This is a genomic window from Bradyrhizobium sp. SZCCHNS1022 (assembly GCF_032484835.1).
GTDB lineage: Bacteria > Pseudomonadota > Alphaproteobacteria > Rhizobiales > Xanthobacteraceae > Bradyrhizobium.
The window spans coordinates 111,257-134,989 of sequence record NZ_JAUETT010000005.1 but is presented as its reverse complement, the minus strand read 5'-3'; the positions used below and the strand labels follow the sequence as shown (position 1 = coordinate 134,989).

25 protein-coding genes are annotated in these 23,733 nt (G+C 65.9%); 21 read left to right on the top strand and 4 right to left on the bottom strand.

Going from position 1 to position 23,733, the window contains the following annotated elements:
- Positions 1–183: 183 nt before the first annotated feature.
- From QX071_RS26050 to QX071_RS26010, 9 genes are all read left to right on the top strand, one after another.
- Positions 184–1,017 (top strand): nitroreductase family protein, encoded by an 834-nt coding sequence (locus QX071_RS26050; protein ID WP_315705365.1) that lies wholly within the window; start codon positions 184–186, stop codon positions 1,015–1,017.
- A 24-nt stretch (positions 1,018–1,041) separates the two neighbouring features.
- Positions 1,042–1,896 (top strand): transporter substrate-binding domain-containing protein, encoded by an 855-nt coding sequence (locus tag QX071_RS26045; protein WP_315705366.1) that lies wholly within the window; start codon positions 1,042–1,044, stop codon positions 1,894–1,896.
- 117 nt (positions 1,897–2,013) lie between these two features.
- On the top strand, positions 2,014–2,658 hold the full coding sequence (locus tag QX071_RS26040; protein ID WP_315705367.1) for an amino acid ABC transporter permease: 645 nt from the start codon (positions 2,014–2,016) through the stop codon (positions 2,656–2,658).
- Positions 2,655–3,311, top strand: a complete 657-nt coding sequence (locus QX071_RS26035; protein WP_315705368.1) for an amino acid ABC transporter permease — start codon at positions 2,655–2,657, stop codon at positions 3,309–3,311. Before QX071_RS26040 ends, QX071_RS26035 begins: the two co-directional genes overlap by 4 nt.
- 13 nt (positions 3,312–3,324) lie before the next feature.
- Complete coding sequence (locus QX071_RS26030; protein ID WP_315705369.1) at positions 3,325–4,092, top strand: amino acid ABC transporter ATP-binding protein; 768 nt, start codon at positions 3,325–3,327, stop codon at positions 4,090–4,092.
- 27 nt (positions 4,093–4,119) lie between these two features.
- On the top strand, positions 4,120–4,512 hold the full coding sequence (locus tag QX071_RS26025; RefSeq protein ID WP_315705370.1) for a RidA family protein: 393 nt from the start codon (positions 4,120–4,122) through the stop codon (positions 4,510–4,512).
- Between the two features lie 11 nt (positions 4,513–4,523).
- Entirely contained in the window at positions 4,524–5,126 is a 603-nt protein-coding gene (locus QX071_RS26020; RefSeq protein WP_315705371.1) for an urea carboxylase-associated family protein, read from the top strand.
- Positions 5,123–5,932: an urea amidolyase associated protein UAAP1 gene (locus QX071_RS26015; RefSeq protein ID WP_315705372.1), complete on the top strand. Its 810-nt coding sequence runs from the start codon at positions 5,123–5,125 to the stop codon at positions 5,930–5,932. Before QX071_RS26020 ends, QX071_RS26015 begins: the two co-directional genes overlap by 4 nt.
- Positions 5,933–5,944: 12 nt before the next feature.
- Positions 5,945–6,574 carry an urea amidolyase associated protein UAAP2 gene (locus QX071_RS26010; protein WP_315705373.1) on the top strand — a complete coding sequence of 210 codons (630 nt, stop codon included), beginning with the start codon at positions 5,945–5,947 and terminating at the stop codon, positions 6,572–6,574.
- A gap of 57 nt (positions 6,575–6,631) precedes the next feature.
- Here QX071_RS26010 and QX071_RS26005 read toward each other — a convergent pair whose 3' ends face one another.
- Positions 6,632–8,020: an FAD-binding oxidoreductase gene (locus tag QX071_RS26005; RefSeq protein ID WP_315705374.1), complete on the bottom strand. Its 1,389-nt coding sequence runs from the start codon at positions 8,018–8,020 to the stop codon at positions 6,632–6,634.
- Positions 8,017–8,430: a nuclear transport factor 2 family protein gene (locus QX071_RS26000; protein WP_315705375.1), complete on the bottom strand. Its 414-nt coding sequence runs from the start codon at positions 8,428–8,430 to the stop codon at positions 8,017–8,019. The genes QX071_RS26005 and QX071_RS26000 overlap by 4 nt, the downstream gene beginning before the upstream one ends.
- A 187-nt stretch (positions 8,431–8,617) precedes the next feature.
- Between QX071_RS26000 and QX071_RS25995 the strand changes: the two genes are divergently transcribed.
- Positions 8,618–9,436 carry a sulfite exporter TauE/SafE family protein gene (locus QX071_RS25995; protein ID WP_315705376.1) on the top strand — a complete coding sequence of 273 codons (819 nt, stop codon included), beginning with the start codon at positions 8,618–8,620 and terminating at the stop codon, positions 9,434–9,436.
- Here the strand turns inward: QX071_RS25995 and QX071_RS25990 are convergent.
- The gene (locus QX071_RS25990; RefSeq protein ID WP_315705377.1) at positions 9,411–10,982 is read right to left on the bottom strand and encodes a PLP-dependent aminotransferase family protein; all 1,572 of its coding nucleotides are present in this window, start codon (positions 10,980–10,982) and stop codon (positions 9,411–9,413) included. The genes QX071_RS25995 and QX071_RS25990 overlap by 26 nt on opposite strands.
- Before the next feature lie 187 nt (positions 10,983–11,169).
- Between QX071_RS25990 and QX071_RS25985 the strand changes: the two genes are divergently transcribed.
- The 7 genes from QX071_RS25985 (at position 11,170) to QX071_RS25955 (ending at position 19,366) form a co-directional block, all read left to right on the top strand.
- A complete protein-coding gene (locus tag QX071_RS25985; RefSeq protein WP_315705378.1) occupies positions 11,170–12,816 on the top strand; it encodes an amidohydrolase in 1,647 nt (548 codons plus the stop codon).
- On the top strand, positions 12,813–13,754 hold the full coding sequence (locus QX071_RS25980) for a GTP-binding protein (RefSeq protein WP_315728660.1): 942 nt from the start codon (positions 12,813–12,815) through the stop codon (positions 13,752–13,754). The genes QX071_RS25985 and QX071_RS25980 overlap by 4 nt, the downstream gene beginning before the upstream one ends.
- A gap of 76 nt (positions 13,755–13,830) precedes the next feature.
- A complete protein-coding gene (locus QX071_RS25975; protein WP_315705380.1) occupies positions 13,831–15,426 on the top strand; it encodes an ABC transporter substrate-binding protein in 1,596 nt (531 codons plus the stop codon).
- A 55-nt stretch (positions 15,427–15,481) separates the two neighbouring features.
- Complete coding sequence (locus tag QX071_RS25970; protein ID WP_315705381.1) at positions 15,482–16,462, top strand: ABC transporter permease; 981 nt, start codon at positions 15,482–15,484, stop codon at positions 16,460–16,462.
- Positions 16,459–17,364: an ABC transporter permease gene (locus QX071_RS25965; RefSeq protein WP_315705382.1), complete on the top strand. Its 906-nt coding sequence runs from the start codon at positions 16,459–16,461 to the stop codon at positions 17,362–17,364. Before QX071_RS25970 ends, QX071_RS25965 begins: the two co-directional genes overlap by 4 nt.
- Positions 17,364–18,359: an ABC transporter ATP-binding protein gene (locus QX071_RS25960; protein ID WP_315705383.1), complete on the top strand. Its 996-nt coding sequence runs from the start codon at positions 17,364–17,366 to the stop codon at positions 18,357–18,359. Before QX071_RS25965 ends, QX071_RS25960 begins: the two co-directional genes overlap by 1 nt.
- A complete protein-coding gene (locus QX071_RS25955) occupies positions 18,356–19,366 on the top strand; it encodes an ABC transporter ATP-binding protein (RefSeq protein WP_315705384.1) in 1,011 nt (336 codons plus the stop codon). Before QX071_RS25960 ends, QX071_RS25955 begins: the two co-directional genes overlap by 4 nt.
- A gap of 220 nt (positions 19,367–19,586) precedes the next feature.
- Here the strand turns inward: QX071_RS25955 and QX071_RS25950 are convergent, their stop codons facing one another.
- Positions 19,587–20,522, bottom strand: a complete 936-nt coding sequence (locus QX071_RS25950; protein ID WP_315705385.1) for a LysR family transcriptional regulator — start codon at positions 20,520–20,522, stop codon at positions 19,587–19,589.
- Positions 20,523–20,627: 105 nt separating this feature from the next.
- Here QX071_RS25950 and QX071_RS25945 point away from each other — a divergent pair, with 105 nt between their 5' ends.
- Genes QX071_RS25945 through QX071_RS25930 form a run of 4 tightly spaced genes read left to right on the top strand, consistent with a single transcriptional unit; the run spans position 20,628 to position 23,566 of the window.
- Positions 20,628–21,260, top strand: a complete 633-nt coding sequence (locus tag QX071_RS25945) for a glutathione S-transferase family protein (protein ID WP_315705386.1) — start codon at positions 20,628–20,630, stop codon at positions 21,258–21,260.
- A gap of 45 nt (positions 21,261–21,305) precedes the next feature.
- Positions 21,306–22,076, top strand: coding sequence for an enoyl-CoA hydratase/isomerase family protein (locus QX071_RS25940; RefSeq protein WP_315705387.1), 771 nt, complete (start codon positions 21,306–21,308; stop codon positions 22,074–22,076).
- Between the two features lie 48 nt (positions 22,077–22,124).
- On the top strand, positions 22,125–22,799 hold the full coding sequence (locus QX071_RS25935; RefSeq protein ID WP_315705388.1) for a peroxiredoxin-like family protein: 675 nt from the start codon (positions 22,125–22,127) through the stop codon (positions 22,797–22,799).
- Between the two features lie 53 nt (positions 22,800–22,852).
- Entirely contained in the window at positions 22,853–23,566 is a 714-nt protein-coding gene (locus QX071_RS25930; RefSeq protein WP_315705389.1) for an SDR family oxidoreductase, read from the top strand.
- Positions 23,567–23,733 lie beyond the last annotated feature (167 nt).

The following is a 23,733-nucleotide window of genomic DNA, read 5'->3' as shown; positions in this document are numbered from 1 at the left end:
ACATCTCTCATAAGCGCTGCGCGAGAAACTGCGGCGACATGAATCCGGGGCGGCGACATCGATGTCGCAGTGCGTGGAGAGAGCGATGCGATGTCTGCCGCGGCGGGATCCGCCGATCATTGCCCTGGCCAACGGCGTCCGTTGGACGTGCTGCGCCGCGCGCGACGGAAAAAAGGCGCCGTGATGTCGGAGCATGCCGATCTCATCGCGACACGCTTCGGAGACGGCGGGCCCGATGGCGGCGACGTCGAAGCCAGTGCGTTTGTGCGCGGCGTGCTGTCACGCAAGACGGTGCGCCGCTACAGCGACCGGATGCCGGAGGAGGGGCTACTCGACCTGCTCGTCGCCTGCGCGCTGAGCGCCTCGGCCAAGTCGGATTTCCAGCAGGCCTCGGTCATGCGCGTGCGCGACGCCGACAAGCGGGCGGCGATCGGCCGGCTGTTTCCGAGCATGCCCTGGATCGGTGCGTCGCCGGTGTTCTTCGTTTTCCTGGGTGATGCGCGGCGGCTGCAGCGGATCGGCGAGCTGCGCGGCAAGCCAGTCAGGAACGGCACTCTGGAAGGCTTCTTCAACGCCTCGGTCGATGCGGCGCTGGCGCTGCAGACCATGATCCTGTGCGCGGAGTCCGCTGGCCTCGGCACCTGTCCGATCAGCGTCATCCGCAACGAGATCGACACGGTCGCCAATGTGCTGGAGCTGCCCGACATGGTGTTTCCCGTCGCTGGGCTGTGTCTCGGCTATCCCGCCGCAGAAGGCCATGTCAGCCTGCGGCTGTCGCGCAGCATCACCACCCATGTGGACTGCTACGGCGACGATGCACTGCCTGCGGCGCTCGACGATTACGACCGGCGGCGCCATGCGCGGCACGCGATTCCGAAGGAGCAGCAGCGCGGCAATGCCGAGTTCGGCGAGGCCGATTTCTACGGCTGGTCGGAGGACAAGGCGCGTCAGGCCGCCAAGGCCGAAGGGGCTGCCTTCCCACCTTATCTGCGCGCGCACGGCTTCAGCTTCGACTGATCAGTTCATGTAAGGAGATCCGAGATGACCAAGCCTTCGTTTCCCCGCCTGTCGGCACCGTCGCGGCGTTTCGCGCTTGCGCTGCTGGCCGCCGCGCTGACGCTGCCGGCCGCGTTCAGCGCCAAGGCCGGCAGCCTCGACGAGATCAAGAAGCGCGGGCTGATCGTGGCCACCGAGGACGATTTCCGTCCCTTCGAGTTCGTCAAGGACGGCAAGCCGACCGGCTTCGACAACGAACTGATCGAGGATCTGCGCAAATACGCGCCGTTCGAGATCAAGCAGCAGATCCTGCCGTGGACAGGCATCCTGGCCGGCGTCTCCACCGGCAAGTACGATGTCGCCATCACCGCGGCAATCATCACCAAGGAGCGCAAGAAGTCGCTCGACTTCACCAGCCCGATCGCCGACGCGACGCACTATTACGTGAAGCGCAAGGACGACAAGAGCATCTCCGCGATCAAGGATCTCAGCGGCAAGATCGTCGGCGTGCAGGCCGGCAGCGCGCTGCTCGGCCGTCTGCCCGAGCTCCAGGCCATGCTGGAGAAGGAGGGCGGCAAGCTCGGCAAGGTGGTCGAATACACCTCTTATCCCGAGGCCTATCAGGATCTCGCGCTCGGCCGCGTCGACTACGTGGTCAACACGATCATCAACATCAAGGCGCTGGTCGCCGAGAAGCCGAACGTGTTCGCGGTCGGCCAGCCCGTCTCCGGCAAATCCTATCCGGCCTGGGCGGTCGCCAAGGGCAACACTGAGTTGGTGGAGTTCCTGAACGGCTTCATCGCCAAGGAGAAGGAAAACGGCCGGTTCGCCGAATTGCAAAAGAAATGGTTCGGCGAGGCCTTCCCGGATCTGCCGGTCACGTTCGAGCCGGAATTCTGACGCCGCGGTTGGGGTGCAGCTGATGTGCGGGTGGCGATCGCTGCGCGCCGGTCCGCTCGACGGCGAGTTGACCCTCGACTGGACGCGGCTGCTCGGCGACGCCACGGATGGACGGCGATGAGCGCGGCCGACGTGCTGGCCATCCTGCAGGGCGCGGTGGTCACGGTGACGCTGTCCCTGATCGGCATCCTGATCGGGCTGCCGATCGGCCTTGGCCTGGCGCTGCTGCGCTGGGCCAACGTTCCAATCGTCGCCCGCGTGGTCGCCGTCTATGTCTCGGTGCTGCGCGCGACCCCGCTCGTGACGTTGCTGCTGCTGCTGTTCTTCGCGCTGCCCAATGTCGGGATCGCGATCGGTCCGGTGTCGGCGGCAATCCTGGCACTGGTGATGAACACCTCGGCGTTCAATTGCGAGGTCTGGCGCGCCGCGCTGATGAACTTCCCGAAGGAGCAGTACGAGGCCGCGCAGTCGGTCGGCATGCATGCCAGCCTGCGCTTCCGCCGCATCGTGCTGCCGCAGATCGTACGCGTCAGTCTGCCCGGCCTCGTCAACGAGATGTCGCTGCTGATCAAGGTGACTCCGGTGCTGGCGGTGGTTGGCGTCGTCGACATCACCCGCGCCGCGGTGCGTATCGGCGCCGAGACCTACGAGCCGCTGCCACCGTTCCTGGTGGCGATCGCGATGTATGCGCCGATCGTGTTCGCGCTGGTGTCGCTTCAGCGCTTCATCGAGCGGCGCCAGCTCGCAGCCGAGGCCGCATGATCCGGGATTTCGCCATCGTCTGGAGCGAGCGGGGTCTGCTGCTGAGCGGTCTCGGCAACACCACGATCCTCTCGGTGCTGTCGGCGATCGCCGGGCTCGTGATCGCCTTCGTGCTGACGCCGGCCCTGATGTCGAAGCGGCGCTGGCTGGCGCTCACCGTGCGCGTGTTCGTCGACGGCATGCGCTGCGTGCCGTTCCTGCTGTTCGCCTACATCGTCTACTACGGTTTGCCCTCGTTTGGCATTAGGCTCGACAATTGGAGCTCGGGGCTGGTGGCGCTGACCGTCTATCACGCCGCCTATCTCGCCGAGATTCTGCGCGGCGCCTGGGCGGCGCAGCCGCGCGAGCCGATCGAAGCCGGCGTCGCCTTCGGCTTCTCCGGGGCGCGATTGTTCCGCCGCATCATCCTGCCGCCGCTGCTGCTCGCCGCAGGTCCTGTCATCGGCAACCAGATGATCCAGATCGTCAAGGACAGCGCTTTTCTAACCATCATCGCACTGCCCGAGCTGACGCATGCCGCGAGCTCGATCCAGTCGCGCCACTACGTGCCGTTCGCCGCCTTCATCACCGCCGTGATCCTCTATTGGGGGCTCTGCCTCGTGATCGAGGCGGGTGTCAGCGGCATCGACCGGCTGGCCGCGGCGCGGCGCTGAGAGGGAGCCTGGGATGACCGATGACATGGCCGTGCTCGACGTCGCCGGCATTTCCAAGCGGTTCGGCGAGCTCGAGGTGCTCTCCGATATCAGCTTCACGGTGACGCGCGGCGAGACGGTCTGCGTGCTCGGCCCGTCCGGCTCCGGCAAGTCGACCCTGCTTCGCTGCATCAACTGGCTGGAGCGGCCGGATGCCGGCCAGATCTATCTCAACGGCGACCGCATCGGCATCAACAACGGTGGCGTCGTGATGTCCGACCGCGAGCTGTCGCGGGTCCGCACGCGGATCGGCATGGTGTTCCAGCATTTCGCGCTGTGGCCACATCTGACGGTCCTTCAGAATCTCATGGAGGCGCCGGTGCAAGTGCAGAAGCGTCCCGTGGCCGAGGTGCGCGAGGAGGCGATGACGCTGCTCGCCAAGGTCGGGCTCTCCGACAAATGCGATGTGTTCCCGGCGCGGCTGTCCGGTGGGCAGAAGCAGCGCGTCGGCATTGCGCGTGCGCTGGCGATGAAGCCGGACGTCCTCTTGTTCGACGAGCCGACTAGCGCGCTTGATCCGGAGCTGGTCGGCGAGGTGCTGGTGGTGATGCGCGAGCTTGCGCGCGAGGGCCGCACGATGGTGATCGTGACCCACGAGATGGGCTTTGCTCGCGACGCCGCCACCCGCATTCTGTTTCTCGATCGCGGCCGCGTGGTCGAGACCGGGCCTCCAGAGCGCTTCTTCGTCAACCCGGACACTGAACGCGCGCGCCAGTTCATCCAGCGCTACGCCGCCGGATGAGCCAGAAACAACGCGAGGAGACACGCCATGGATCCGATCTATCATCTGCTCCCGGATGCGCCGAAGCCGGTCACTCCCTATAGCCATGCGGTGCAGGCCGGTCCGTTCCTGTTCGTCACCGGCCAGCTCGCGACCGATCCCGATGACGACGCGCTGCCGCTTCCCGACGGCATCGAGGCGCAGACGCGCAAGGTGATGGACAACCTCGCGCGGGTGCTGAAGGGTTGCGGCATGACCTTTGCGAACATCGTGTTCGCCCGCATCTACCTGACCGATTTCAAGCGCGACTACGCGCCGATGAATGCGATCTTCTCGAGTCATTTCGACGATGCGCACCGGCCTGGCCGGACCACGATCGGCGTCTGCGATCTGGCGCGCGGCGGCATCGTCGAGATCGACATGGTCGCCTACAAGCCCTGAGGGAGAGAGCGATGGATCCGATCGAGATTCCCGCGCGGCGCGGCAAGGCGGCGCTCGTCGCGGCCGGCCAGGTCGTCACCGTGATCAATACCCATGGCGAGCAGGTGGTCGACACCTGGGCGTTCAATCGCGCCGACCTCTCCGAGTTCATGTCGAACGAGCACACGCGCGCGCATTCGCTGCATCTGGTGCCGCGGCCGGGCGACGTGCTCCGCACCAACAGGCGCCGGCCGATCCTGACCTTGATCGAGGACACCTCGGGCGGCATTCACGACACCCTGATCGCGGCCTGCGACCGCTATCGCTACGCGTTTCTCGGGCACGAGGGCCATCACGACAATTGCACTGATAACCTGTTCGCCGGCATGGCCGAACTCGGCCTGACGCCGCCGGAGGTGCCAAGCCCGCTCAACCTGTTCATGAACATTCCGTGGGATGCCGAGGGCACGCTGGGCTTTGCCGCGCCGCCGCGCCCCGTTCCCGGCGGCCATGTGCGCTTGCGCGCGGAGATGGATCTGGTGATCGCGTTCTCGGCCTGTCCGCAGGACATCCTGCCGATCAACGGCAAGGCTGGGAAGCCCGTCGAGGCACATTTCACGGTGACATCAGCATGAGCGGAGAAGGCAAGGCGGAGCAGGCTGCGGCCAACCGCCGCCGCTATGAGGAACTGCGCGCGGCGGGGCAGGAGCTGAAGCAGATGCCGCCGCCAACGGCGCTCGATGGCGCGCCGGTCGCGGAGGACGCGATCGTGCAGTCCGAGCAGGTGCCGCCGGGGTGGCACGCGACGGTTCGGCTGTCGCGCGGAGAAGCGCTGCGGCTCCGCGACGATCTTGGCCGCTCCAGCGTGTCGCTGCTGGCGTGGCGCAGCGAGGATCCGAGCGAGCGCATCAACTGCGCCGACACTGTGAAGGTGCAGTGGAGCGCAGCGCTGTCGAAGGGACGGATGATCCTGTCGGACATGGGACGGGTTCTGCTGTCGGTGATCGAGGATACCTCCGGCGCGCATGATCTGCTGGTCGGCGGCTCGACCGCGGACTCGACGTTGGCGGCCTATGGCGAGGTGACGCGCAACACGCAGGCGAACTTCATCTCGGCCGCGGCCAAGATCGGGCTGGGCCTGCGCGACATCCCGCCCTGCGTGACGTTCTTCGCGCCGGTCACGACAGATGCGGCCGGGCGGTTCGTCTGGCACGCGGAGCGCAAACGCTCCGGCGATTTCGTCGATCTGCGCGCCGAGACGAACCTGATTGTCGCGGTGTCGAATTGCGCTCATCCTCTCGATCCCGCGCGTCCCGCGGCGACGGCGCCGGTCACGCTGATCCGGCACCGCCTGCTGCCACCGGCGACCGACGATGTCTGCCGCACGGCATCGCCGGAAGCAGCGCGCGCCTATGCCTTCACCGATCAGCTGTTCGTTTGAAGGAGGGCGACGATGTCTGAGATCGATACGGGCCAACCGATCTATGCTTTCGACATTCCCGCCGAGCAGCCCTGGTCGCGAGTGCTCAAGAGGGGCCAGACGCTGCGCATCATCGACAGCGAGGGCGAGCAGGCGGTGGACGCGCTGATGTACGTCGCGGAGGACACCGCTGAGCGCTACAGCGCGCAGGATACGTTGCGTGTCCAGGGTTCCGCCTATCTCGAACTCGGCACGTGCTTGATCTCCAATCGCGGCCGGGTGATGGCGCGGATCACCGCCGACACCTGCGGCCGCCACGACACCTCTGCGGGCTGCTGCTCCTGCGAGAGCAATGCGGTCCGTTTCGGCGAGGCGACGCGCTACCTGCATGCCTGCCGGGAGAATTTCATCCTGGAGTTGTCGCGCTACGGCCTGACCAAGCGCGACATCGTCTCCAACCTGAACTTCTTCATGAACGTGCCGATCGAGCCCTCCGGCAATTTCACCGTGCTCGACGGCCCGTCCGCGCCGGGCAACTACGTCGACGTGACCGCGGAGATGGACGTGCTGTTCGTGATCTCGAACTGTCCGCAGGTGAACAATCCATGCAACGGTTTCGATCCGACTCCGATCCGTGTGGAGATCAGGGAAGCGACGGCATGAACCCCTGCTGCTGCAGGCGCACGCTCGTCGGACCGACATGCGGCGGCGAGAGGCGCCTCAACTCGCCTCGTCGCGCAGGTGATACCAGCGATAGAGCAGGCGCTGGCCGATGCGGCGGAACGGCGCGAAGGGATGCGTCGGCAGCGCCGAGGTGAAGATCGGCAGATCCTGCCCCTTGAAGGCTTGGCCCGCGAGCATCTGCGCCATGCGGCGGCCGGCCTGCGCCGAATAGGAGACGCCGTTGCCGCCATAGCCGAGCGCATAGACCAGCTTCGCCTGGGCATCGGGACGCACGATGCGCGGCATCATGTCGTGGCTGACATCGACCCAGCCCCACCACGAATAATCGATCTTGATGCCTGTGAGCGCGGGAAACTTGCGATGCAAGCCGTCGATCAGGAGCTGGAGGTGCCGGTCATGCGCAGCGTCGGCGCCGGTGATGGCGCTCCGGCTGCCGATCTGGACGCGGTCGTCGGGCAGCAGCCGGTAGTAGAAGCGCAAGGTGCGCGTGTCGGTGATCACCTGCCGGGTCTTGAAGCCGGTCGCCGCGAGCTCGGCCGCAGTGAGCGGGCGCGTCACCAGCGAGTTCGACAGGATCGGCATGCAGCGGCCGGACAATTCCGGCGTCAGCCCCAGCGAGGTATAGGCGCCGGTGGCGATGCCGACGCCGTTCGCGGTCACATTGCCGCCGGGGGTGCGCAGGATGAACCTGCCGCCGCGCTGTTCGATGCGCGTCACCGGGCTTGCGGTATGAACGCGCACGCCGAGTGCGCGCGCCATCTGCAGATAGCCGAAGGCGAGCTTGGCCGGATGCACGCCCGTTCCGAGCGGCTCGTGCACCGCGCCGACGGCTTCGTTCTCGTCCACGAAGTCGCGCGCCAACTCCTCACGCGACATCACCCGCGAGGCGTAGCCGAAGACATCGTTGAGCACCTTGGATTCCGCTGCGATCTTGTCGAGATTGCGCTGGCGGTGAGCGATGTAGAGGTGACCGCCGCGGTGCGGCTCGACATCGATCGGGCTCGATCGCACCAGCTCCTCGAACGTCTCGAAGCCCTCGGTGACCTCGGCGTGCATGCGCTTGGCGACGTCCAGGCCCCAGCGCTTGATCCATTGCGAGCGTGTCAGGCGGCCCGAGGCGTTCTGTGCCTGGCCGCCGTTGCGCGTGCTGCAACCCCAGGCCACGCGGTTGGCTTCGAGCACGACCGCCTTGATGCCGTGCTCGCGCGCCAGGAAGATCGCGCAGGCAAGGCCGGTATAGCCCGACCCGATGATGGCGACGTCGGCCGTCGTGTCGGAAGTGATCGGACCGTCGCTCTCCGGCGGCTTGCCGGCGGTCGCGATCCAGTAGGTCGGCGCGTAGTCGCGATTGCGGCCGGGTCCGTCGGAGACGAGCGGATCGTAGTGCGGATCATAGGCGGCCGCCGGCAGAGCGTGCATGTTCATCGTGCGGCACTCCCGGTTGCGGCCGGCTGCGGCGGCCGGTCCTTGCGGAAGGCGCTCTTCGCGCAGATCCGGTCACCGCGGAAGCTGAACAGGTCGCAGCCCTGGACCTCGATGCGCCGGCCATCCGGCGCGGTGCCGCGGAACGTCCATTCGGACAATGCCCGATCGCCGAACACCGCGTGGCGCGTACACTCCCAGCTCACGTCAGGCATGCCGCCCCAGGTCGCCTCGAACGCGGCGCGCACGTCGGCGGCGCCGCTGATGCGACGGCCGCAGATGTCGGGGCCGGCGGCCGCGTCGAACACAATGTCGTCGGTCATGCAGGCCATCACGCCTGCGCCGTCGTGGCGGTTGAAGGCGGCAAACAGCGTGTCGAGCAGTTTTCGCCGGACGGTTTCGATTTCGGCCATGTCGTGTCCTCGGGCATCACGCCGCGACGTCTGCGGGGTGTGGCTTCGCATGTGCCACGCGATCGGGCGCAGGCCCTAGAACCAGGGCGGGGGACCTCTGCGGCCAGAACTGGTCCGGTGATCGGGCACAGGCTGGCCCTTTCGTCGCTGTCACGGACTTGCTGACTGGCCCGATGACCCCGCCCTTGTGTTCTTACGCCCCACGCTGACGATGGCCCTGCAGGAACTGGCCGTTGCCGTCCACGACATCGCCGCCACATCGCTGCCGAGCCCGGCCCTGGTGCTGGCCGCAGCGCTGTCGATCTTTGCCGCGGCGCTGGTGCGCGGCTTCACCGGCTTCGGCTTCGCGCTGACCGCGGTGCCGCTGCTGGGCCTGTTCATGCCGCCGACGCAATCGGTGCCGGTCGCCGTCTGCCTGCAGCTTCTCATCGGGCTCAGCGATTTTCCGCGCGCATCGCGTGTCTGCGACTGGCCCTCCTTGCGCTGGCTGATCCTCGGCGGCCTGATCGGCTCGCCGATCGGCGCGCTGGTGCTGAGCCTGGTATCCGCATCGGCGGCGCGCATTCTCATCGCGCTGATCACCGTCGGCGCTGTCGTGCTGCTCAATACGGGATTTCGGCTGGCCGCGGCGCCCGCGGGCTGGATCACGGCGCTGGTCGGTCTCGCCGCCGGTCTGTTCAACGGCCTTGCGGGCATGCCCGGACCGCCGGTGATCGTCTACTACAACGCGGGGGCATTCGGCCGGGTTGCCGCGCGCGCCTCGATGATGGTGTTCTTCCTTGTTTCGTCGATCGTTGCGACCGCCAGCCTCGCATGGTTTGGACTATTGGACCTGCATATCGCGGTTCTCACCGCGCTCGGCATTCCCGTGATGCTGGTCGGCACCCGGCTCGGCGATCTCGGCTTTCATCGCGGCAGCGACACGCTGCACCGCCGGGTGTCGATGGCTAGCCTCGCAGTGGTGGCACTCGGCAGCGCCCTCAAGGGGCTGAGCGACCTGCTGTAGCCGCCGATGCGCTTCTTGAAGACATGTGCTGCGCGAAAACGTCGCCCAGCTTGGCGATTCCGGCGGCGATGCGATCGGTGCGAATCGACGAGAAGCCGAGACGGAAGCAATGCCGCGTGGCGTCCGCGTTCACCGAGAACACATCGCCGGGTTCGATGACGACGCCTTCGGCGCGCGCCGCATGCGAAAGTCTCGTCGCATCGGCGCCTTCAGGGCAGGCGATCCAGTAGCTGGTGCTGCCGGGGCCGCGCGACCAGGTGCAGTCCGGCAGGGCCTGCGGCAGCAGCTCGTCAAGCAGGGCGGCGCGTTCGAGCAGCACGCGGCCGACCTGCTGCAGATGCGACCGGTAGTGTCCGAGGCCGATGAACAATGCCGCGACGCGCTGGTTGTTCAGCGGCGGATGGCGCAGCATCAGCCGGCGCAGCGCGCGCAGCTCGCGGATGACGGGCGCCGGCGCCACGACATAGCCGAGCCGCAGGCCGGGCGCCAAGGCCTTCGACAGGCTGCCGACATAGAGCACGCTCTGGTCGCGGTCCAGGCTCATCAGCGGCGGCAGGCTGCTGCCCTCCGGAATCAGCTCGCTTTCATAGTCGTCCTCGATCAGGACGATGTCGCGCTCGCGAGCGACCTTGAGGATCTCCTCGCGGCGCGCCCGCGACATCGCGGCCGTCGTCGGGCATTGGTGGCTCGCGGTCACATAAGCCAGCGCGCAGCGCGCGAAAGCTTCGTCTGGCACAAGACCCTGACCGTCGAGCCGCAGCGGCACGACCTGCGACGTCATCATGCCAAAGATGTTTCGTGCATCCGGATAGCCGGGATCCTCCATGCCGATCGGCGTATCGGGCTGCAGGAAAAGCTTCGCAATCAGATAGAGGGCATGCTGCGCCCCGATCGTGAGCATGATCTCGTCGGCGCGGGCGCGGATGCCGCGGCGCGGCAGCACCTGCCGCTGCAATTGTTCGATCAGCGCCGGATCGTCGCCGTCGATCATGTCGCGCGCCCAATTGTTGATCTCGGGGACGCTGAGCGCCGCGCGCGCGCTTTCACGCCAGTCATTGGTGGGAAACAGGCTCGGATCGAACTGACCGAAGATGAAGGGGTAGGGATAGGTCTGCCAATCGAGCGGCTTGACGATGTTGCGAAGCGCCGACGGCTGCAGCGCGAACCGCTCGGTCCAGCGCCGGCTGTAGACTTCCGTCGCCGGCTGCTTCGCTTCGCCGATCTGCTTGGGCAAGCCGGCCACGAAGTAGCCGCTGCGTTCGCGCGACACCAGGAAGTTCTGATCGACGAGCTGCTCGTAGGCAATGACGATGGTGTTGCGCGAGACCTTGAGCAGCGCGGCGAGGTCGCGGCTGGATGGCATGCGGACGCCGAGCGGCAGACGACCGTCCTCGATCGCGGTCACGATCATCTGCCGAATCTGAAGCTGGAGGAAGGTGCCGCCGCGATCCAGCCCGTCGAACAGCGAGCCCCAGAACAGAACGTCGTGGAGCGGAACCGTCGGTCCAGCAGCTTCGGATCGCCGCAGGGGAGCGAATTTTGCCATCGAGATACTTGGTCCTGAGAGCTGGTAGATGCACGAAACTAAAGCAAAAACTGCGCCATAGCGGAATGCTTACGGCCGTGTTTCGCATGGGCTGGCTCCATTTGTGCATGGCATCTGGCGCTGGCCTGGACCCATTCGAGACCGCAGGCTTCCCAAAACGGCTCTTGGGAAGTTGTGGGAGTTCACGGTGAGCTCAGATACGGTCGTCTACTCGGCCCGCAGAATCGTGACGATGAATCCGTCGCGGCCCTTCGCGACGCATGTTGCCGTGCGGGAGGGGCGGATCGTTGCGGTCGGCAGCGAAGCGGAGATCGCGCAATTCGCGCCGGACGGCCGGATCGACGCGCGCTTTAGCGACAAGGTGCTGCTGCCCGGCTTCGTCGAAGGCCATAGCCACATCATGGAAGGCATCATGTGGTCGCTGCCCTATGTCGGAGCCTTCGAACGGCGCTCGCCGGAGGGCAGGGCCGTCGCCGGCGTTCCCGACATCGACGGCATCGTCGCGCGGCTCCGCGAGGCCGAAGCCGGGATGGCCGATCCGAACGCGACGCTGTTCGCCTGGGGCTTCGATCCGCTGCACATCGGCGGCCAAAAGCTGACGCGCGAAGCACTGGACCGGGTGTCGACCACGCGGCCGATCATGGTGATCCACGCCAGCTTCCACATCAGCGTGGTCAACACCCTAGTGCTGGAGCGCACCCAGCTCCTGCGCGCCACCGACATCTCCGGCGTCGTCGCCGGAGCCGACGGACTGGCCTCCGGCGAACTGCAAGGCATCGCGGCACGGCTGCGGGCGTTCCGCCTGGTGGGCAATCCGTTGTCCGAGCTGCTGACGTTGGCCGACGTGCAGCGCTATGCGTCGTCGGCCTGCGTGCAGGGCGTGACCACGATCACCGACCTGCACAATGATCTCACCGAAAATACGCTGGACCTCTACCGCTCGGCGACGCAGAGCGCGGATTTCGGCGTACGCCTCGTGCCCGCGCTGGCCTCGGCCACGCACGGACCGGAGCAGGCGATCGAAAAGATCGCGGCGCTGCGCCAGGCCGGCAACGACAAGCTGCATTACGGCATCGTCAAGCTGGTCGTCGACGGCTCGATCCAGGGCTTCACCGCGCGACTGCGCTGGCCCGGCTATCACAATGGCGCGCCGAACGGTCTCTGGTACATCGCACCGGAGGAGCTGCCGCGCCTGGTCGATCTCTACCACAAGGCCGGCATCCAGCTTCACATTCACACCAATGGCGACGAGGCCACCGAGCTTGCGCTCGACGCGGTGGAGAAGGCGCAGACCGCGCATCCGCGCCCCGATCATCGCCATACGCTGCAGCATTGCCAGATGGCCGATGCGACGCAATTCCGCCGCATGAAGGCGCTCGGCATGTGCGTCAACCTGTTTGCCAATCACGTCTTCTACTGGGGCGATTCCCACTACGAGCTGACGATGGGGCCGGAGCGCGCCGGGCGTCTCGACGCCACGGGCACCGCGCAGCGGATCGGCGTTCCATTCTCGATTCACTCCGATGCGCCGGTGACCCCGTTGTCGCCGCTGTTCACCGCCTGGTGCGCGGTCAACCGCGTATCGTCGTCGGGGCGCAAGCTCGGCGCCGAGACCGAGGCGCTGAGCGTGGAGCAGGCGCTGGGCGCCATCACGATCGGTGCGGCCTATACGCTCAAGCTCGATCATCTCGTCGGCAGCATCCAGACCGGCAAATATGCCGACTTCGCGGTGCTCGAGCAGGATCCGCTCTCAGTGGCGCCCGAGGCGCTGAAGGACGTTCCGGTCTGGGGAACGGTCGTCGGCGGCGTCGTCAAGGAGGCGCCGCGCGCATGACGGCGTCCGCGCCCATTCCGTTCACCGTGATCGGCGGCTTCCTCGGCGCCGGCAAGACGACGCTGCTCAATCGACTGTTGTCCGGCAGCACCGAGCGCTGTGCGGTGCTGGTGAACGATTTCGGCGAGATCAATGTCGACGCCGCTCTGATCCGGAGCCATGACGGCACGACGATGTCGCTGACCAATGGCTGCGTCTGCTGCAGCATCGGGGCGGGATTCCTCGACACGCTGGCGCGGCTGCTCGACGATGTCGGTCGCTTCGACCGCGTCGTGATCGAAGCCAGCGGTGTCGGTGATCCCTGGCGCATCGCGGAGATCGCGCTGGTCGAACCGTCGCTGCGGCTCGACGGCGTCGTCGTGCTGGCCGATGCGGCCCGCATCGCGGCGCAGAGCGAAGATCGGCATATCGGCGACACCATCCGCAATCAGTTCGCCAAATGCGACGTCGTATTGCTCAGCAAGTGCGATCTGGTGACCGAGATCCAGCGCGAGGCGGCGTGCGCGGTGATCCGTGCCATCCGGCCTGACGTGTCGATCGAGCCGCTGTCGGCCGCCACCCCGGCGGAGACGGTCGTGTTCGGCCGTGGGCGGACCGCACGCTTCCGCGCCGAGCCAGTCGCGGAGACGATAGATCACGAGAGCGACTTCCGCCGCTGGACCTATCGGCGCGACGGCCGTTTCGATCGTGACAGGCTGGCCATCGCGGTACGCGCCTTGCCGCAACAATTGCTGCGCCTGAAGGGCACCTGCATGATCGACGGGGACGCGCGGGCGCAAGTGTTCCAGCTGGTGTCGCGCGACTGGTCGCTGACGCCCGCGGAACAGGACACGACGGCGGCCGCGGAGAGAATCGCGCTTGCGGGGGTCGGCACCGTCGATCTTATATCGGATCACGAGCTCGACGCGATCCTCGACCGCGCATTGACCGCCGCGTGACGACATCGATGACATTCGACCACCAAGCCACTTTCTCATCATCCACCCGGTCGTGAACCAGGAAAGCGGGATAGTCATGTTGATCAGACGACATTTTGTGCTGGGAGCTCTCGGTCTCGTTGCGGCCGCGGCCGCGTCGCCGTCCGCCCAGGCGGAATCGCCCGGCGGCAATACGCTTGTGGTCGCCACCACGCAGGTGCCGCGCCATTTCAACGGCGCCGTTCAATCGGGCATGGCCACGGCGATGCCGACGGCCCAGATCTTCGCGAGCCCGCTGCGCTATGACGACAAGTGGAATCCGCAGCCCTATTTGGCTCAGTCGTGGGAGGTCGCGGCTGACGGTCTTTCCGTCACGCTGCACCTCGTCAAGGACGCGGTGTTTCACGACGGCCACCCCGTGACATCGGAGGACGTCGCCTTCTCGATCATGGCGATCAAGGCCAATCACCCATTCCAGACGATGCTGGCGGCGGTCGACAAGGTCGAGACGCCGGATCCATCGACCGCGATCATCCGACTGAAGAATCCGAGCCCGTCTTTGCTGCTGGCAATGTCGCCGGCGCTGATGCCGATCCTGCCCAAGCACATCTATGGCGACGGCCAGGACCTGAAGACGCACCCTGCAAACCTGAAGCCGATCGGGTCCGGCCCGTTCAAGCTGACCGAGTACAAGCAGGGCGAATATTATACGCTGGAGAAGTTCGACAAGTTCTTCATCCCCGGCCGGCCCAAGCTCGACAAGATCGTGGTGCGGCTGGTGTCGGACCAGAATGCGGCCGTGGTCTCGATGGAGCGCGGTGATTTCAACGCGCTTCCCTTCATCGCCGGAGCGCGTGACATCGACCGTCTGCAGAAGGCGTCCAACCTGGTCGTGACCGACAAGGGCATGGCCGGCGTCGGCCCGATCAACTGGCTCGCTTTCAACACCAAGAAGAAGCCGCTCGACGACGTCCGTGTGCGCCAGGCGATCGCCTACGCCGCGAACCGCGATTTCATCGTCTCCAAGCTGATGGGCGGCAAGGCGACGCCCGCGCTCGGTCCGATCGCACCGGATTCGCCGCTCGCCGAGGCCGGCGTCGAACCCTACAAGGTCGACTATGCGAAGTCGGCGGCGCTGCTGGATGCGGCGGGCTACGCCAAGGGCGCCGACGGCTCGCGCTTCTCGCTGACCATCGACTACATCCCGGGCGGGGATGAGCAGCAGCGCAACGTCGCGGAGTACATGCGCTCGCAGCTCAAGCGCGTCGGCATCAATCTCGAGGTACGCGCCGCGCCGGATTTCCCGACCTGGGCGCAGCGCGTCTCCAATTTCGATTTCGACCTGACCATGGATACCGTCTACAACTGGGGCGACCCGGTGATCGGCGTCAACCGGACCTACCTGACGTCGAACATCCGCAAGGGCATCATCTGGTCGAACACGCAGCAATACTCCAACCTCAAGGTCGACGAGCTGCTGCAGGCGGCGGCGGTCGAGACCTCGCCCGAGAAGCGCAAGGCCCTGTACTCGGAGTTCCAGAAGATCGTCGTCTCCGACGTTCCGATCTATTTCATCAACGTCACCCCGTACTACAATGCCTTCGCCAAGGGGCTCGGCAACCTTCCGACCTCGATCTGGGGCATGATGTCGCCGCTCGACGAGCTGTACTGGGAAACGCCGCCGAAGACCTGACGCTGGCCCGACCGGACATTCGCCTCACGAGAGCTGCAAGGAGAGCCGCTGCACCATGGCATTCGCCACCCATCTGGCCAGGCAGGTCATCAACGCGGCAGCCCTGCTGATCGCCGTGCTGGTGCTGAACTTCTGCCTGATCCACCTTGCTCCCGGCGATCCCGTCCAGGTGATCGCCGGCGAGATGGGCGGCGCATCCGCTGACGTCGTTGCGGAGCTGCGCGCCAAATATGGCCTCGACCAGAGCCTGATGCAGCAGCTCTCGATCTATCTCGGCAACGTCGCCGTCGGCGATTTTGGCTATTCGTACTATTTCAACCAGCCGGTGCTTGGACTGATCCTGCAGCGGCTGCCGGCGACGCTCTATCTGGCGCTGTGCGCGCTGGTCGGCGCGCTCGCCATCGGCACCTTGCTCGGGGTCGTCAGCGCGCGCAAGCCGAATGGCCTGTTCAGCCATGCGGTCACGGTGGTTTCGCTGGCGGGCTATGCGGCGCCGGTGTTCTGGACCGGCCTGCTGCTGCTGCTGTTGTTCGGCTCGGTCTGGCCGATCCTTCCCGTGGTCGGCATGGCCGACGTGGTGAATCCCAGGCATGGCCTTGCCTATGCGCTCGACGTCGCCCGCCATCTGGTGTTGCCGTCGCTGACGCTGGCACTGGTGTTCATCGCGCAATACAGTCGTCTGGCGCGCGTCAACATGATCGACGCGCTCTCGGCGGACTACGTCCGCACCGCTCGCGCCAAGGGCCTGCCGGAATGGCTCGTGGTCGGCAAGCACGCGCTGCGCAACACGCTGATCCCGATCGTGACCGTCGCCGGTCATCAGTTCGGCAATTTGCTCGCCGGAGCCGTGCTGGTCGAGACCGTATTCAGTTGGCCCGGCATGGGCCGGCTCGTGTTCGATTCCATCCTGCGCCGCGACTATCCGACCCTGATGGCCGTCCTGTTTTTCTCAGCCTTGATCGTGATGACTGCAAACATCCTGACCGATGTGATCTACCGCCTCGTCGACCCGCGCATCCGGACGGGGCGGCGATGACGACGATGGAGGCTTCCTCGCCGATTCCTGCGCCGCAGATCGACCTTCCCGCGCGGGCCGCCGTGTCGCCCGCGCGCGTGGCATTGCGGCAATTCATGAAGAGCCCGTCCGGTGTTGCCGGGGCCTGCATGCTGGTCCTGATCATCCTGGTCGCCGCGATCGGACCGTTGCTCTATCCGGTCGACCCGCTGGATCTCGTCGGCGCACCGCTCATGCCGCCCGATGCCGACGCCTGGTTCGGCACCGACTATCTCGGCCGCGACGTGCTGGCTGGATTGATCCATGGCGGGCGCGCGACGCTCGCGGTCGGCGCCGTGGCGGCACTGATCACGATCGCGATCGGGCTCGTCGTCGGCGCCATCGGCGGCTTCTTCGGCGGGGCGATCGATGCGGGGCTGGTCAAGATCACCGAGTTCTTCCAGGTCCTGCCGCCGCTGCTGTTCGCGATGGTGCTGGTCACGCTGTTCGGGCCGAAGCTGACCACCATCACGCTCGCGATCGGCGGGGTGAGCTGGACCTCGGTGGCGCGGCTGACGCGGGCGGAGTTCATGCGGCTGCGCGATCTCGATTTCGTCAAGGCATCGCGTGCGGCGGGCGCGTCCAGCGCCAACTTGATCCTGTGGGTGCTGCTGCCGAATGCGCTGCCCGCCGTGATCGTGTCGGCGACGCTGGCGATCGGTGTCGCCATCCTGTTCGAGGGCGGACTGAGCTTCCTCGGGCTCGGCGATCCCAACGTCATGAGCTGGGGGCTGATGCTGGGCCAGAATCGCAACTACATTCTCGATGCATGGTGGGCGGTGATGTTTCCGGGTGCTGCGATCTTCCTCGCGGTGCTCGCTACCAGCCTGGTCGGCGACGGTCTCAACGATGCGATCAACCCGCGTCTGCGACGGAGGTCGTGATGGGTGCGCTACTCGAAGTCGACAAGCTCAATGTGAGCATGCGCAACGGCTCCGGCCGCCTCGTGCCCGTCATCGAGAACCTGTCGTTCACGGTTGCGCCGGCGCAGACCCTGGCGCTGGTCGGCGAGTCCGGCTGCGGCAAGAGCATGACGGCGCTGGCCCTGATGCGACTGCTGCCGGAGGATTTCGTCATCACATCGGGCCGTATCGTGCTGGAGGGCAGGGACGTGCTGACCTTGCCGCCGCAGGAGATGCGGTCGTTGCGTGGCAGCGCCATGTCGATGATCTTCCAGGAGCCGATGACCGCGCTCAATCCGCTGTTCACGGTGGGCGACCAGATCGGCGAGGTGCTGCGCTGGCACCGCGGGCTCGATCGGGCCGCCGCGCGGTCGCATGCCGTCGAACTGCTCCGTGCGGTGCAGATCCCGGCCGCCGAGCAGAGGATCGACGCCTATCCGCATCAGCTCTCGGGCGGCATGCGCCAGCGCGTGATGATCGCGATGGCGCTGGCCGGACGGCCCAAGCTGCTGATCGCCGACGAGCCGACCACCGCGCTCGATGTGACGGTGCAGGCACAGATCTTCGACCTGCTGGCCGAACTGCAGCGCAGCACCGGGACGGCGATCCTGCTGATCACCCATGATCTCGGCGCGGTCGCCGAACTCGCCCACCAGATTCTCGTGCTCTACGCCGGACGCTGCATCGAGGCCGGCGCATCCGGTGAGATCGTGAAGGCGCCACGACATCCCTATACGCGCGGTCTGCTCGGCTGCGTGCCGCATCTGGAACTCGGGCAGGCGCCGCAGCCCTGGGTCGATCTCGGCGAGATTCCCGGCATGGTGCCGCCGCTCGGTGCGCGCGGCACCGATTGCGCCTTTCTGGCAAGATGTGCGCAGGCCCGCGACGTCTGCCGTACGAAGCCGCAGCCTGCGCTGGAGCCGATTGCAACGGGCCACGCCGTGTCCTGCTGGCGCAAGACGGAGATCGCCGCATGAGCGTGGCGGAGGCAATCGACGCGATGGCGGCGCGCGAGGTGCTGCTCGACGTCAACGATCTCGTCGTGCATTTTCCGGCCGGCCGCCGCGATGGCAAGCCGTCTTTCGTGCATGCGGTCGACGGCGTCAGCTTCCGCGTTCGCCGCGGCACCACCTTCGGCATCGTCGGCGAGAGCGGCTCCGGCAAGTCGACCACGGCGCAGGCGGTGATGCGGCTGGTGCCGGCGACGTCCGGCCAGATCGTGTTCGGCAACCGCGACATCGCGGGCCTCACCGGGCGGCCGTTGCGCGAGGTCCGGCGGCATCTGCAGATCGTATTCCAGGACCCGTTCTCGGCGCTCAACCCGCGCCGCCGCGCCGGCGACCAGATCCGCGAGCCGCTCGATCTGCTCGGAATTGGAACGCGTAGCGAGCGGGACGAGCGGGTGCGCAGGCTGCTCTCGGAGGTCGGTCTGCCGCCGCAGGCCGCCGATCTGTTTCCGCATCAGTTCTCGGGCGGCCAGCGGCAGCGGCTGTGCATCGCGCGGGCGATGGCGCCCGAGCCGGATCTGATCGTCTGCGACGAGGCGGTGTCCGCGCTCGACGTGGCGATCCAGGCGCAAATCCTGAACCTGTTGAAGCGGCTGCAGCGCGAGCGTGATCTCACCTACATCTTCATCTCGCACGATCTTGGCGTGATCCAGAAATTCTGCGACGAGGTCGCGGTGATGTATCTCGGCAAGATCGTCGAGCAGGCGCCGGCCGCCGAGATCTTCGCCGCGCCGCGCCATCCTTATACCTGGTCGCTGATTGCGGCCGCCGCGCCGCCCGGACCCATGCGCGACGAGCTGAAGCGCCGCCATCTCGTCAAGGGCGATCCGCCGAGTCCGGTCGACCCGCCGCCCGGCTGCCGTTTCGCGCAGCGCTGTCCGGCCGTGATCGATACATGCACGCAGCGTCTTCCGGTGTTGGATACGATCGGACCGCACCACTACGTCGCCTGTCATCGTGTCGCCGAGCTGCCTTGATCGGCTCTCCTTGCGGCGCGTTCCAGAATCGTCGCGACGTCGAGCGCGCAAAGTATCTCTGTGGAATCAGGACGAAAGAAAACCGTCGGGCTCGAAATCCGCGTCCCGAGGCGGTATCTCGGCAAAAGCCTTCAGGATCGATGTCTTAATTGCGCGCAAGATCATCGAATGGGGGTGACGGATACCGGCGGCGATATCGCAGTTTCGGCGATGGCTTTCGCTATCTGGTTCTAGTCGATGGTGGCACTGGCGTTCTTTCAGACGCTGCGTTGGGGATCTGGTCGCCTATTGCGGCTTCTACGAAATCGGCGAAGGCCCGTGCCTTGGCACTTGCCAGCCGTCCAGTCGGGAAGACCGCCCACAGATCGACGGGCGGAAGCTCCCAGTCCTTCAGCACGCGAACGACGGCGCCGCTTTCCAGCTCGGGTGCAAACATCCAGTCGGAGTTGACCGTCAGCCCCATGTCGGCGAGCACCGCGGCGCGGATCCCTTCGGCGGCACTGACCCGGACGCGGCCACGGATTGCGACCGATGCTTCGGTGCCATCCTTTCGGAACATCCAGTTGTTTTCGAGCTGGCTGTAGACGATCGCCTCATGCGTCGCGAGCTCGGCTGGCACAGCCGGAATCCCGGCCTGCTCGAGATAGGCGGGCGTTGCGATGACGGATCGGCGCCCACGCGCAAGCCGCCTTGCCACCGCCGAGGAATCCGACAGTTGGCCCATCCGCAATGACACATCGACTCCTTCGGAAACGAGGTCGATGACGCGGTCGTCGAGAACGATGTCGATCTCCAGATCGGGATGCCGGGCGAGGAATTCTGGCAGCCGCGGCACGACCAGAAGCCTGGCGAAGGTCGTCGCGGCCGAGACGCGAAGCTGACCGGTCAGGCCAGCTCCCGCGCCCCGCGCCTCCAACTCCGCCTCGTCGGCTTCGCGGATCGCCGTCTTGGCGCGCTCGTAGAAGCGGAGCCCTGCATCCGTCGGCGTCAGGCCATGGGTCGAACGCACCAGCAACCGCACCTGAAGCCGGTCCTCAAGCTGCGCGATTGTTTTCGAAATCGCCGGTTGCCCGACCCCGATCTGCCGGGCCGCTCCAGAGAAGGAGCCGGTCTCCACGACGCGCACGAAGGCGGCCATCGCCTGCAGTCTGTCCATATCGCTCATTCTCCATAGGAATAAGCAATATCGCTTCAAGGCTTCTGCCGCAATATAAGAGGAATGGTCACAACTCTCTCCAACGACAGTCCGATGGAGACAGAGATGATCGAAGTTCACGCCTTCGCCACGCCCAACAGCGTCAAGGTCCCGATTGCGCTGGAAGAGATGGGGCTGGCCTACGCGCTGAAACCGGTCAACCTCCGCAAGGGCGAGCAGAAGGAATCGGCCTTCATTGCTCTGAACCCCAACGGCAAGGTGCCGGTGCTCGTCGATGACGTGGACGGCGAGCGGTTCGTCCTGACGGAAAGCGCCGCCATCCTCGTTTATCTGGCAGAGAGGACCGGCAAATTCTTGCCGGAGAGCGCCACCGCCCGTGCTCGGGTCTTCGAGCAGCTCTTCTTTCATGCGTCGGCTTTGAGCCCCGCCTTCGGCAATGCCGGCTTCTTCAAGCGCTCTTCACCGGAGCCGCAGCCGATCGCCGAGGCCCGCTTCACCAGCGAGGCGGAACGCATTCTCGGTCTTCTCGAGGCGAAGCTGGCCGATCAGGCCTTCGCCGCCGGTGACGATTTTTCGATCGCCGACATCGCCCACTTCGGCTGGCTGTGGCGTCGCCAGTTTGCCGGCCTGACGCTGGCCGAAAGGCCGAACCTTTCCCGCTGGTACGACGACGTCGCGGCACGCGCGGCCGTCCAGCGAGCCATCGCCCGCGTCGAAGCCCTCGTGCCCGCCGCCTGATCCTTCCCGAACATCCATCCAATTCCAGACAGCAGGAGAATCATCATGTCCAATTTCAACACCTACAAGGATTCCTTCGCCAACGCCCGCCTGACCCGCTCGGAAAGCGGTGTCCTGGAGGTCGCGCTGCACACCGACGGTGGCAAGCTGATCTTCAATGGCCACACCCATGAGCAGTTCGTCGAGCTCTTCCACCAGATCGGCTCAGATCCGGACAACCGCGTCGTCATCCTGACCGGCTCCGGCGATGCCTTCATGGATGCGATCAGCCCCGAGGGTTTCGATTTCTTCTCGCCGCGCGGCTACGACAAGATCTATCGCGAGGGCAAGAAAGTCCTCATGAACATTCTCGACATCGAGGTGCCACTGATTGCCGCCTTGAACGGCCCCGTTCTCCTGCATTCGGAATATGCGCTGCTCGCCGATATCGTGCTGGCGACGCCTGAGACCGTCTTTCAGGACAAGCCACATTTCGACTTCGGCATCGTGCCCGGCGACGGCGTCAACCTGCTGTGGCCGGAAGTCATCGGCAGCGTTCGCGGCCGCTATTTCATTCTCACCCGGCAGATCCTCGACGCCCAGACCGCCAAGGAATGGGGTGCGGTGAACGAAGTGGTGCCGGCCGACAGGCTGCTTGCCCGCGCACACGAGATCGCTGAGAGCCTTGCCGCTCTGCCGCCACTGACGAGCCGGTACACCCGCATCGCGCTGACCCAGAAGTTGCGCCGCATCGTCGATGAAGGCGCCGGCTACGGGCTCGCGCTGGAAGGTATCAGCGCCGCCGAAGTTGCCCGCTCGATGGCGGCCAATGGCTGATCACCACCGCATCCTCACCGAGAAATTCAAACCCTCAGGAGAATAGCCATGCCCCTGCAATCCAAGCTCGACGCTTTCAAAGCCGATTTCGAAGCCGGCAAACCACCGTATAAGGTTCCCTACGCAGTCATCGAGACGATGCACCGTGCCACGGCCGAACTGATCGCCTCCGGTGCTGCCCAGCGCGCTCTGAAGGCGGGCGACGAGCTGCCGGCCTTCATGCTGTCCGACCCGGAGGGCAACAAGGTCTCGTCCGACGATCTTCTGTCCAAGGGACCGCTGGTCATCAGCTTCTACCGTGGCGTCTGGTGCCCCTATTGCAATATGGAGCTTCAGGCACTGCAGGAAGCGCTCCCGCAGTTCAAGGAACTCGGCGCGAGCCTGGTCGCGATCTCGCCCCAGAATCCGGTGAACAGCCGCAAGTCCGTCCGGCAGAATAACCTGTCCTTTCCGATCCTGTCGGACCCGCACAACGACGTCGCCGCTGCTTTCGGCCTGCGCTTCGAAATGCCGGACTATCTGATCGATCTCTACAAGTCGCTGAAGAACGACCTGCCGGCCTTCAACGGTGATCCCAGCTGGACCTTGCCGATGCCGGCCCGCTTCGTCGTCGGCCAGGACGGCGTCGTCCTCTATGCCGAGGTCAATCCGGACTACACCCGCCGTCCCGAACCGGAAGACATGCTGCCGGCGCTGCGCCGCGCCGCCAGCCTCGCCGCCTGATCGAACCCGTTCAACAGGCCCCGCCCACAAGCAGCGGAGCCGAAGGATATCCCATGAAGAGAACCTTCCTGATCACCGGCGCCAGCAAGGGCATCGGCCTCGCACTGTCACACCGCCTCGCAAAACAGGGACACACCATCGTCGGCATTGCGCGCAACGCGTCGGAACGGTTTCCCGGTGAGCTACATCTCCTCGACCTCGCCGATCCGGCCGCTGGCGACGGGCTCGCGGCGATCATCCGGGAGGCCGAAGTCGACGGCGTCGTCAACAATGTCGGCCTCGTGCGTGCGGCCCCCCTTGGTGACATCGCTGTCTCGACGCTCGAGGAAGTCATGCGTGTCAATCTGCATCCGGCGCTGGTCGCGACGCAGGCAGCCCTTCCGGGCATGCGCTCACGCGGATGGGGAAGGATCGTCAATATCTCCAGCCTTACTGTGCTCGGCAGCGTCGAGCGCACGAGCTATGCAGCGGCCAAGGCTGCCCTCGTGAGCTTTACACGGAGCTGGGCGCTGGAGCTGGCCGCGACAGGTATCACGATCAACGCCGTTTCGCCGGGACCGACCGAGACCGAGCTGTTCAGGGCAAACAACGCCCCTGGGAGCGAGGGGGAGGCGCGTTATCTCGCCGGAATTCCGATGCGCCGTTTCGGCAAGCGGGAGGAAGTCGCTGCGGCAGTCGCCTTCCTTTTATCCGATGACGCAGCATTCATGACCGGTCAGACACTGCACGTCGATGGCGGCGCGTCGATCGGTAAGCTGTCACTATGATGGAGTTAAGGTCCTGCATCGGCGGGGCGCGGCAAAAATGAGCTCACATCTGATGCTAGCGTTCGTGGCAGGTCGGGTGGCACGGTGCCCAGGCGGAATGCACCACCAGGTCTACATGGTCGTCATCTGGCGCGGGGACATGTGGACGCGTCCGCGAAAGCGCCTGG

Coding starts and splice junctions, on each gene's coding strand:
- QX071_RS26050 (WP_315705365.1), top strand. CDS start 184: ATGTCGGAGCATGCCGATCTCATCGCGACACGCTTCGGAGACGGCGGG.
- QX071_RS26045 (WP_315705366.1), top strand. CDS start 1,042: ATGACCAAGCCTTCGTTTCCCCGCCTGTCGGCACCGTCGCGGCGTTTC.
- QX071_RS26040 (WP_315705367.1), top strand. CDS start 2,014: ATGAGCGCGGCCGACGTGCTGGCCATCCTGCAGGGCGCGGTGGTCACG.
- QX071_RS26035 (WP_315705368.1), top strand. CDS start 2,655: ATGATCCGGGATTTCGCCATCGTCTGGAGCGAGCGGGGTCTGCTGCTG.
- QX071_RS26030 (WP_315705369.1), top strand. CDS start 3,325: ATGACCGATGACATGGCCGTGCTCGACGTCGCCGGCATTTCCAAGCGG.
- QX071_RS26025 (WP_315705370.1), top strand. CDS start 4,120: ATGGATCCGATCTATCATCTGCTCCCGGATGCGCCGAAGCCGGTCACT.
- QX071_RS26020 (WP_315705371.1), top strand. CDS start 4,524: ATGGATCCGATCGAGATTCCCGCGCGGCGCGGCAAGGCGGCGCTCGTC.
- QX071_RS26015 (WP_315705372.1), top strand. CDS start 5,123: ATGAGCGGAGAAGGCAAGGCGGAGCAGGCTGCGGCCAACCGCCGCCGC.
- QX071_RS26010 (WP_315705373.1), top strand. CDS start 5,945: ATGTCTGAGATCGATACGGGCCAACCGATCTATGCTTTCGACATTCCC.
- QX071_RS26005 (WP_315705374.1), bottom strand. CDS start 8,020: ATGAACATGCACGCTCTGCCGGCGGCCGCCTATGATCCGCACTACGAT.
- QX071_RS26000 (WP_315705375.1), bottom strand. CDS start 8,430: ATGGCCGAAATCGAAACCGTCCGGCGAAAACTGCTCGACACGCTGTTT.
- QX071_RS25990 (WP_315705377.1), bottom strand. CDS start 10,982: ATGGCAAAATTCGCTCCCCTGCGGCGATCCGAAGCTGCTGGACCGACG.
- QX071_RS25980 (WP_315728660.1), top strand. CDS start 12,813: ATGACGGCGTCCGCGCCCATTCCGTTCACCGTGATCGGCGGCTTCCTC.
- QX071_RS25975 (WP_315705380.1), top strand. CDS start 13,831: ATGTTGATCAGACGACATTTTGTGCTGGGAGCTCTCGGTCTCGTTGCG.
- QX071_RS25970 (WP_315705381.1), top strand. CDS start 15,482: ATGGCATTCGCCACCCATCTGGCCAGGCAGGTCATCAACGCGGCAGCC.
- QX071_RS25965 (WP_315705382.1), top strand. CDS start 16,459: ATGACGACGATGGAGGCTTCCTCGCCGATTCCTGCGCCGCAGATCGAC.
- QX071_RS25960 (WP_315705383.1), top strand. CDS start 17,364: ATGGGTGCGCTACTCGAAGTCGACAAGCTCAATGTGAGCATGCGCAAC.
- QX071_RS25955 (WP_315705384.1), top strand. CDS start 18,356: ATGAGCGTGGCGGAGGCAATCGACGCGATGGCGGCGCGCGAGGTGCTG.
- QX071_RS25950 (WP_315705385.1), bottom strand. CDS start 20,522: ATGGACAGACTGCAGGCGATGGCCGCCTTCGTGCGCGTCGTGGAGACC.
- QX071_RS25945 (WP_315705386.1), top strand. CDS start 20,628: ATGATCGAAGTTCACGCCTTCGCCACGCCCAACAGCGTCAAGGTCCCG.
- QX071_RS25940 (WP_315705387.1), top strand. CDS start 21,306: ATGTCCAATTTCAACACCTACAAGGATTCCTTCGCCAACGCCCGCCTG.
- QX071_RS25935 (WP_315705388.1), top strand. CDS start 22,125: ATGCCCCTGCAATCCAAGCTCGACGCTTTCAAAGCCGATTTCGAAGCC.
- QX071_RS25930 (WP_315705389.1), top strand. CDS start 22,853: ATGAAGAGAACCTTCCTGATCACCGGCGCCAGCAAGGGCATCGGCCTC.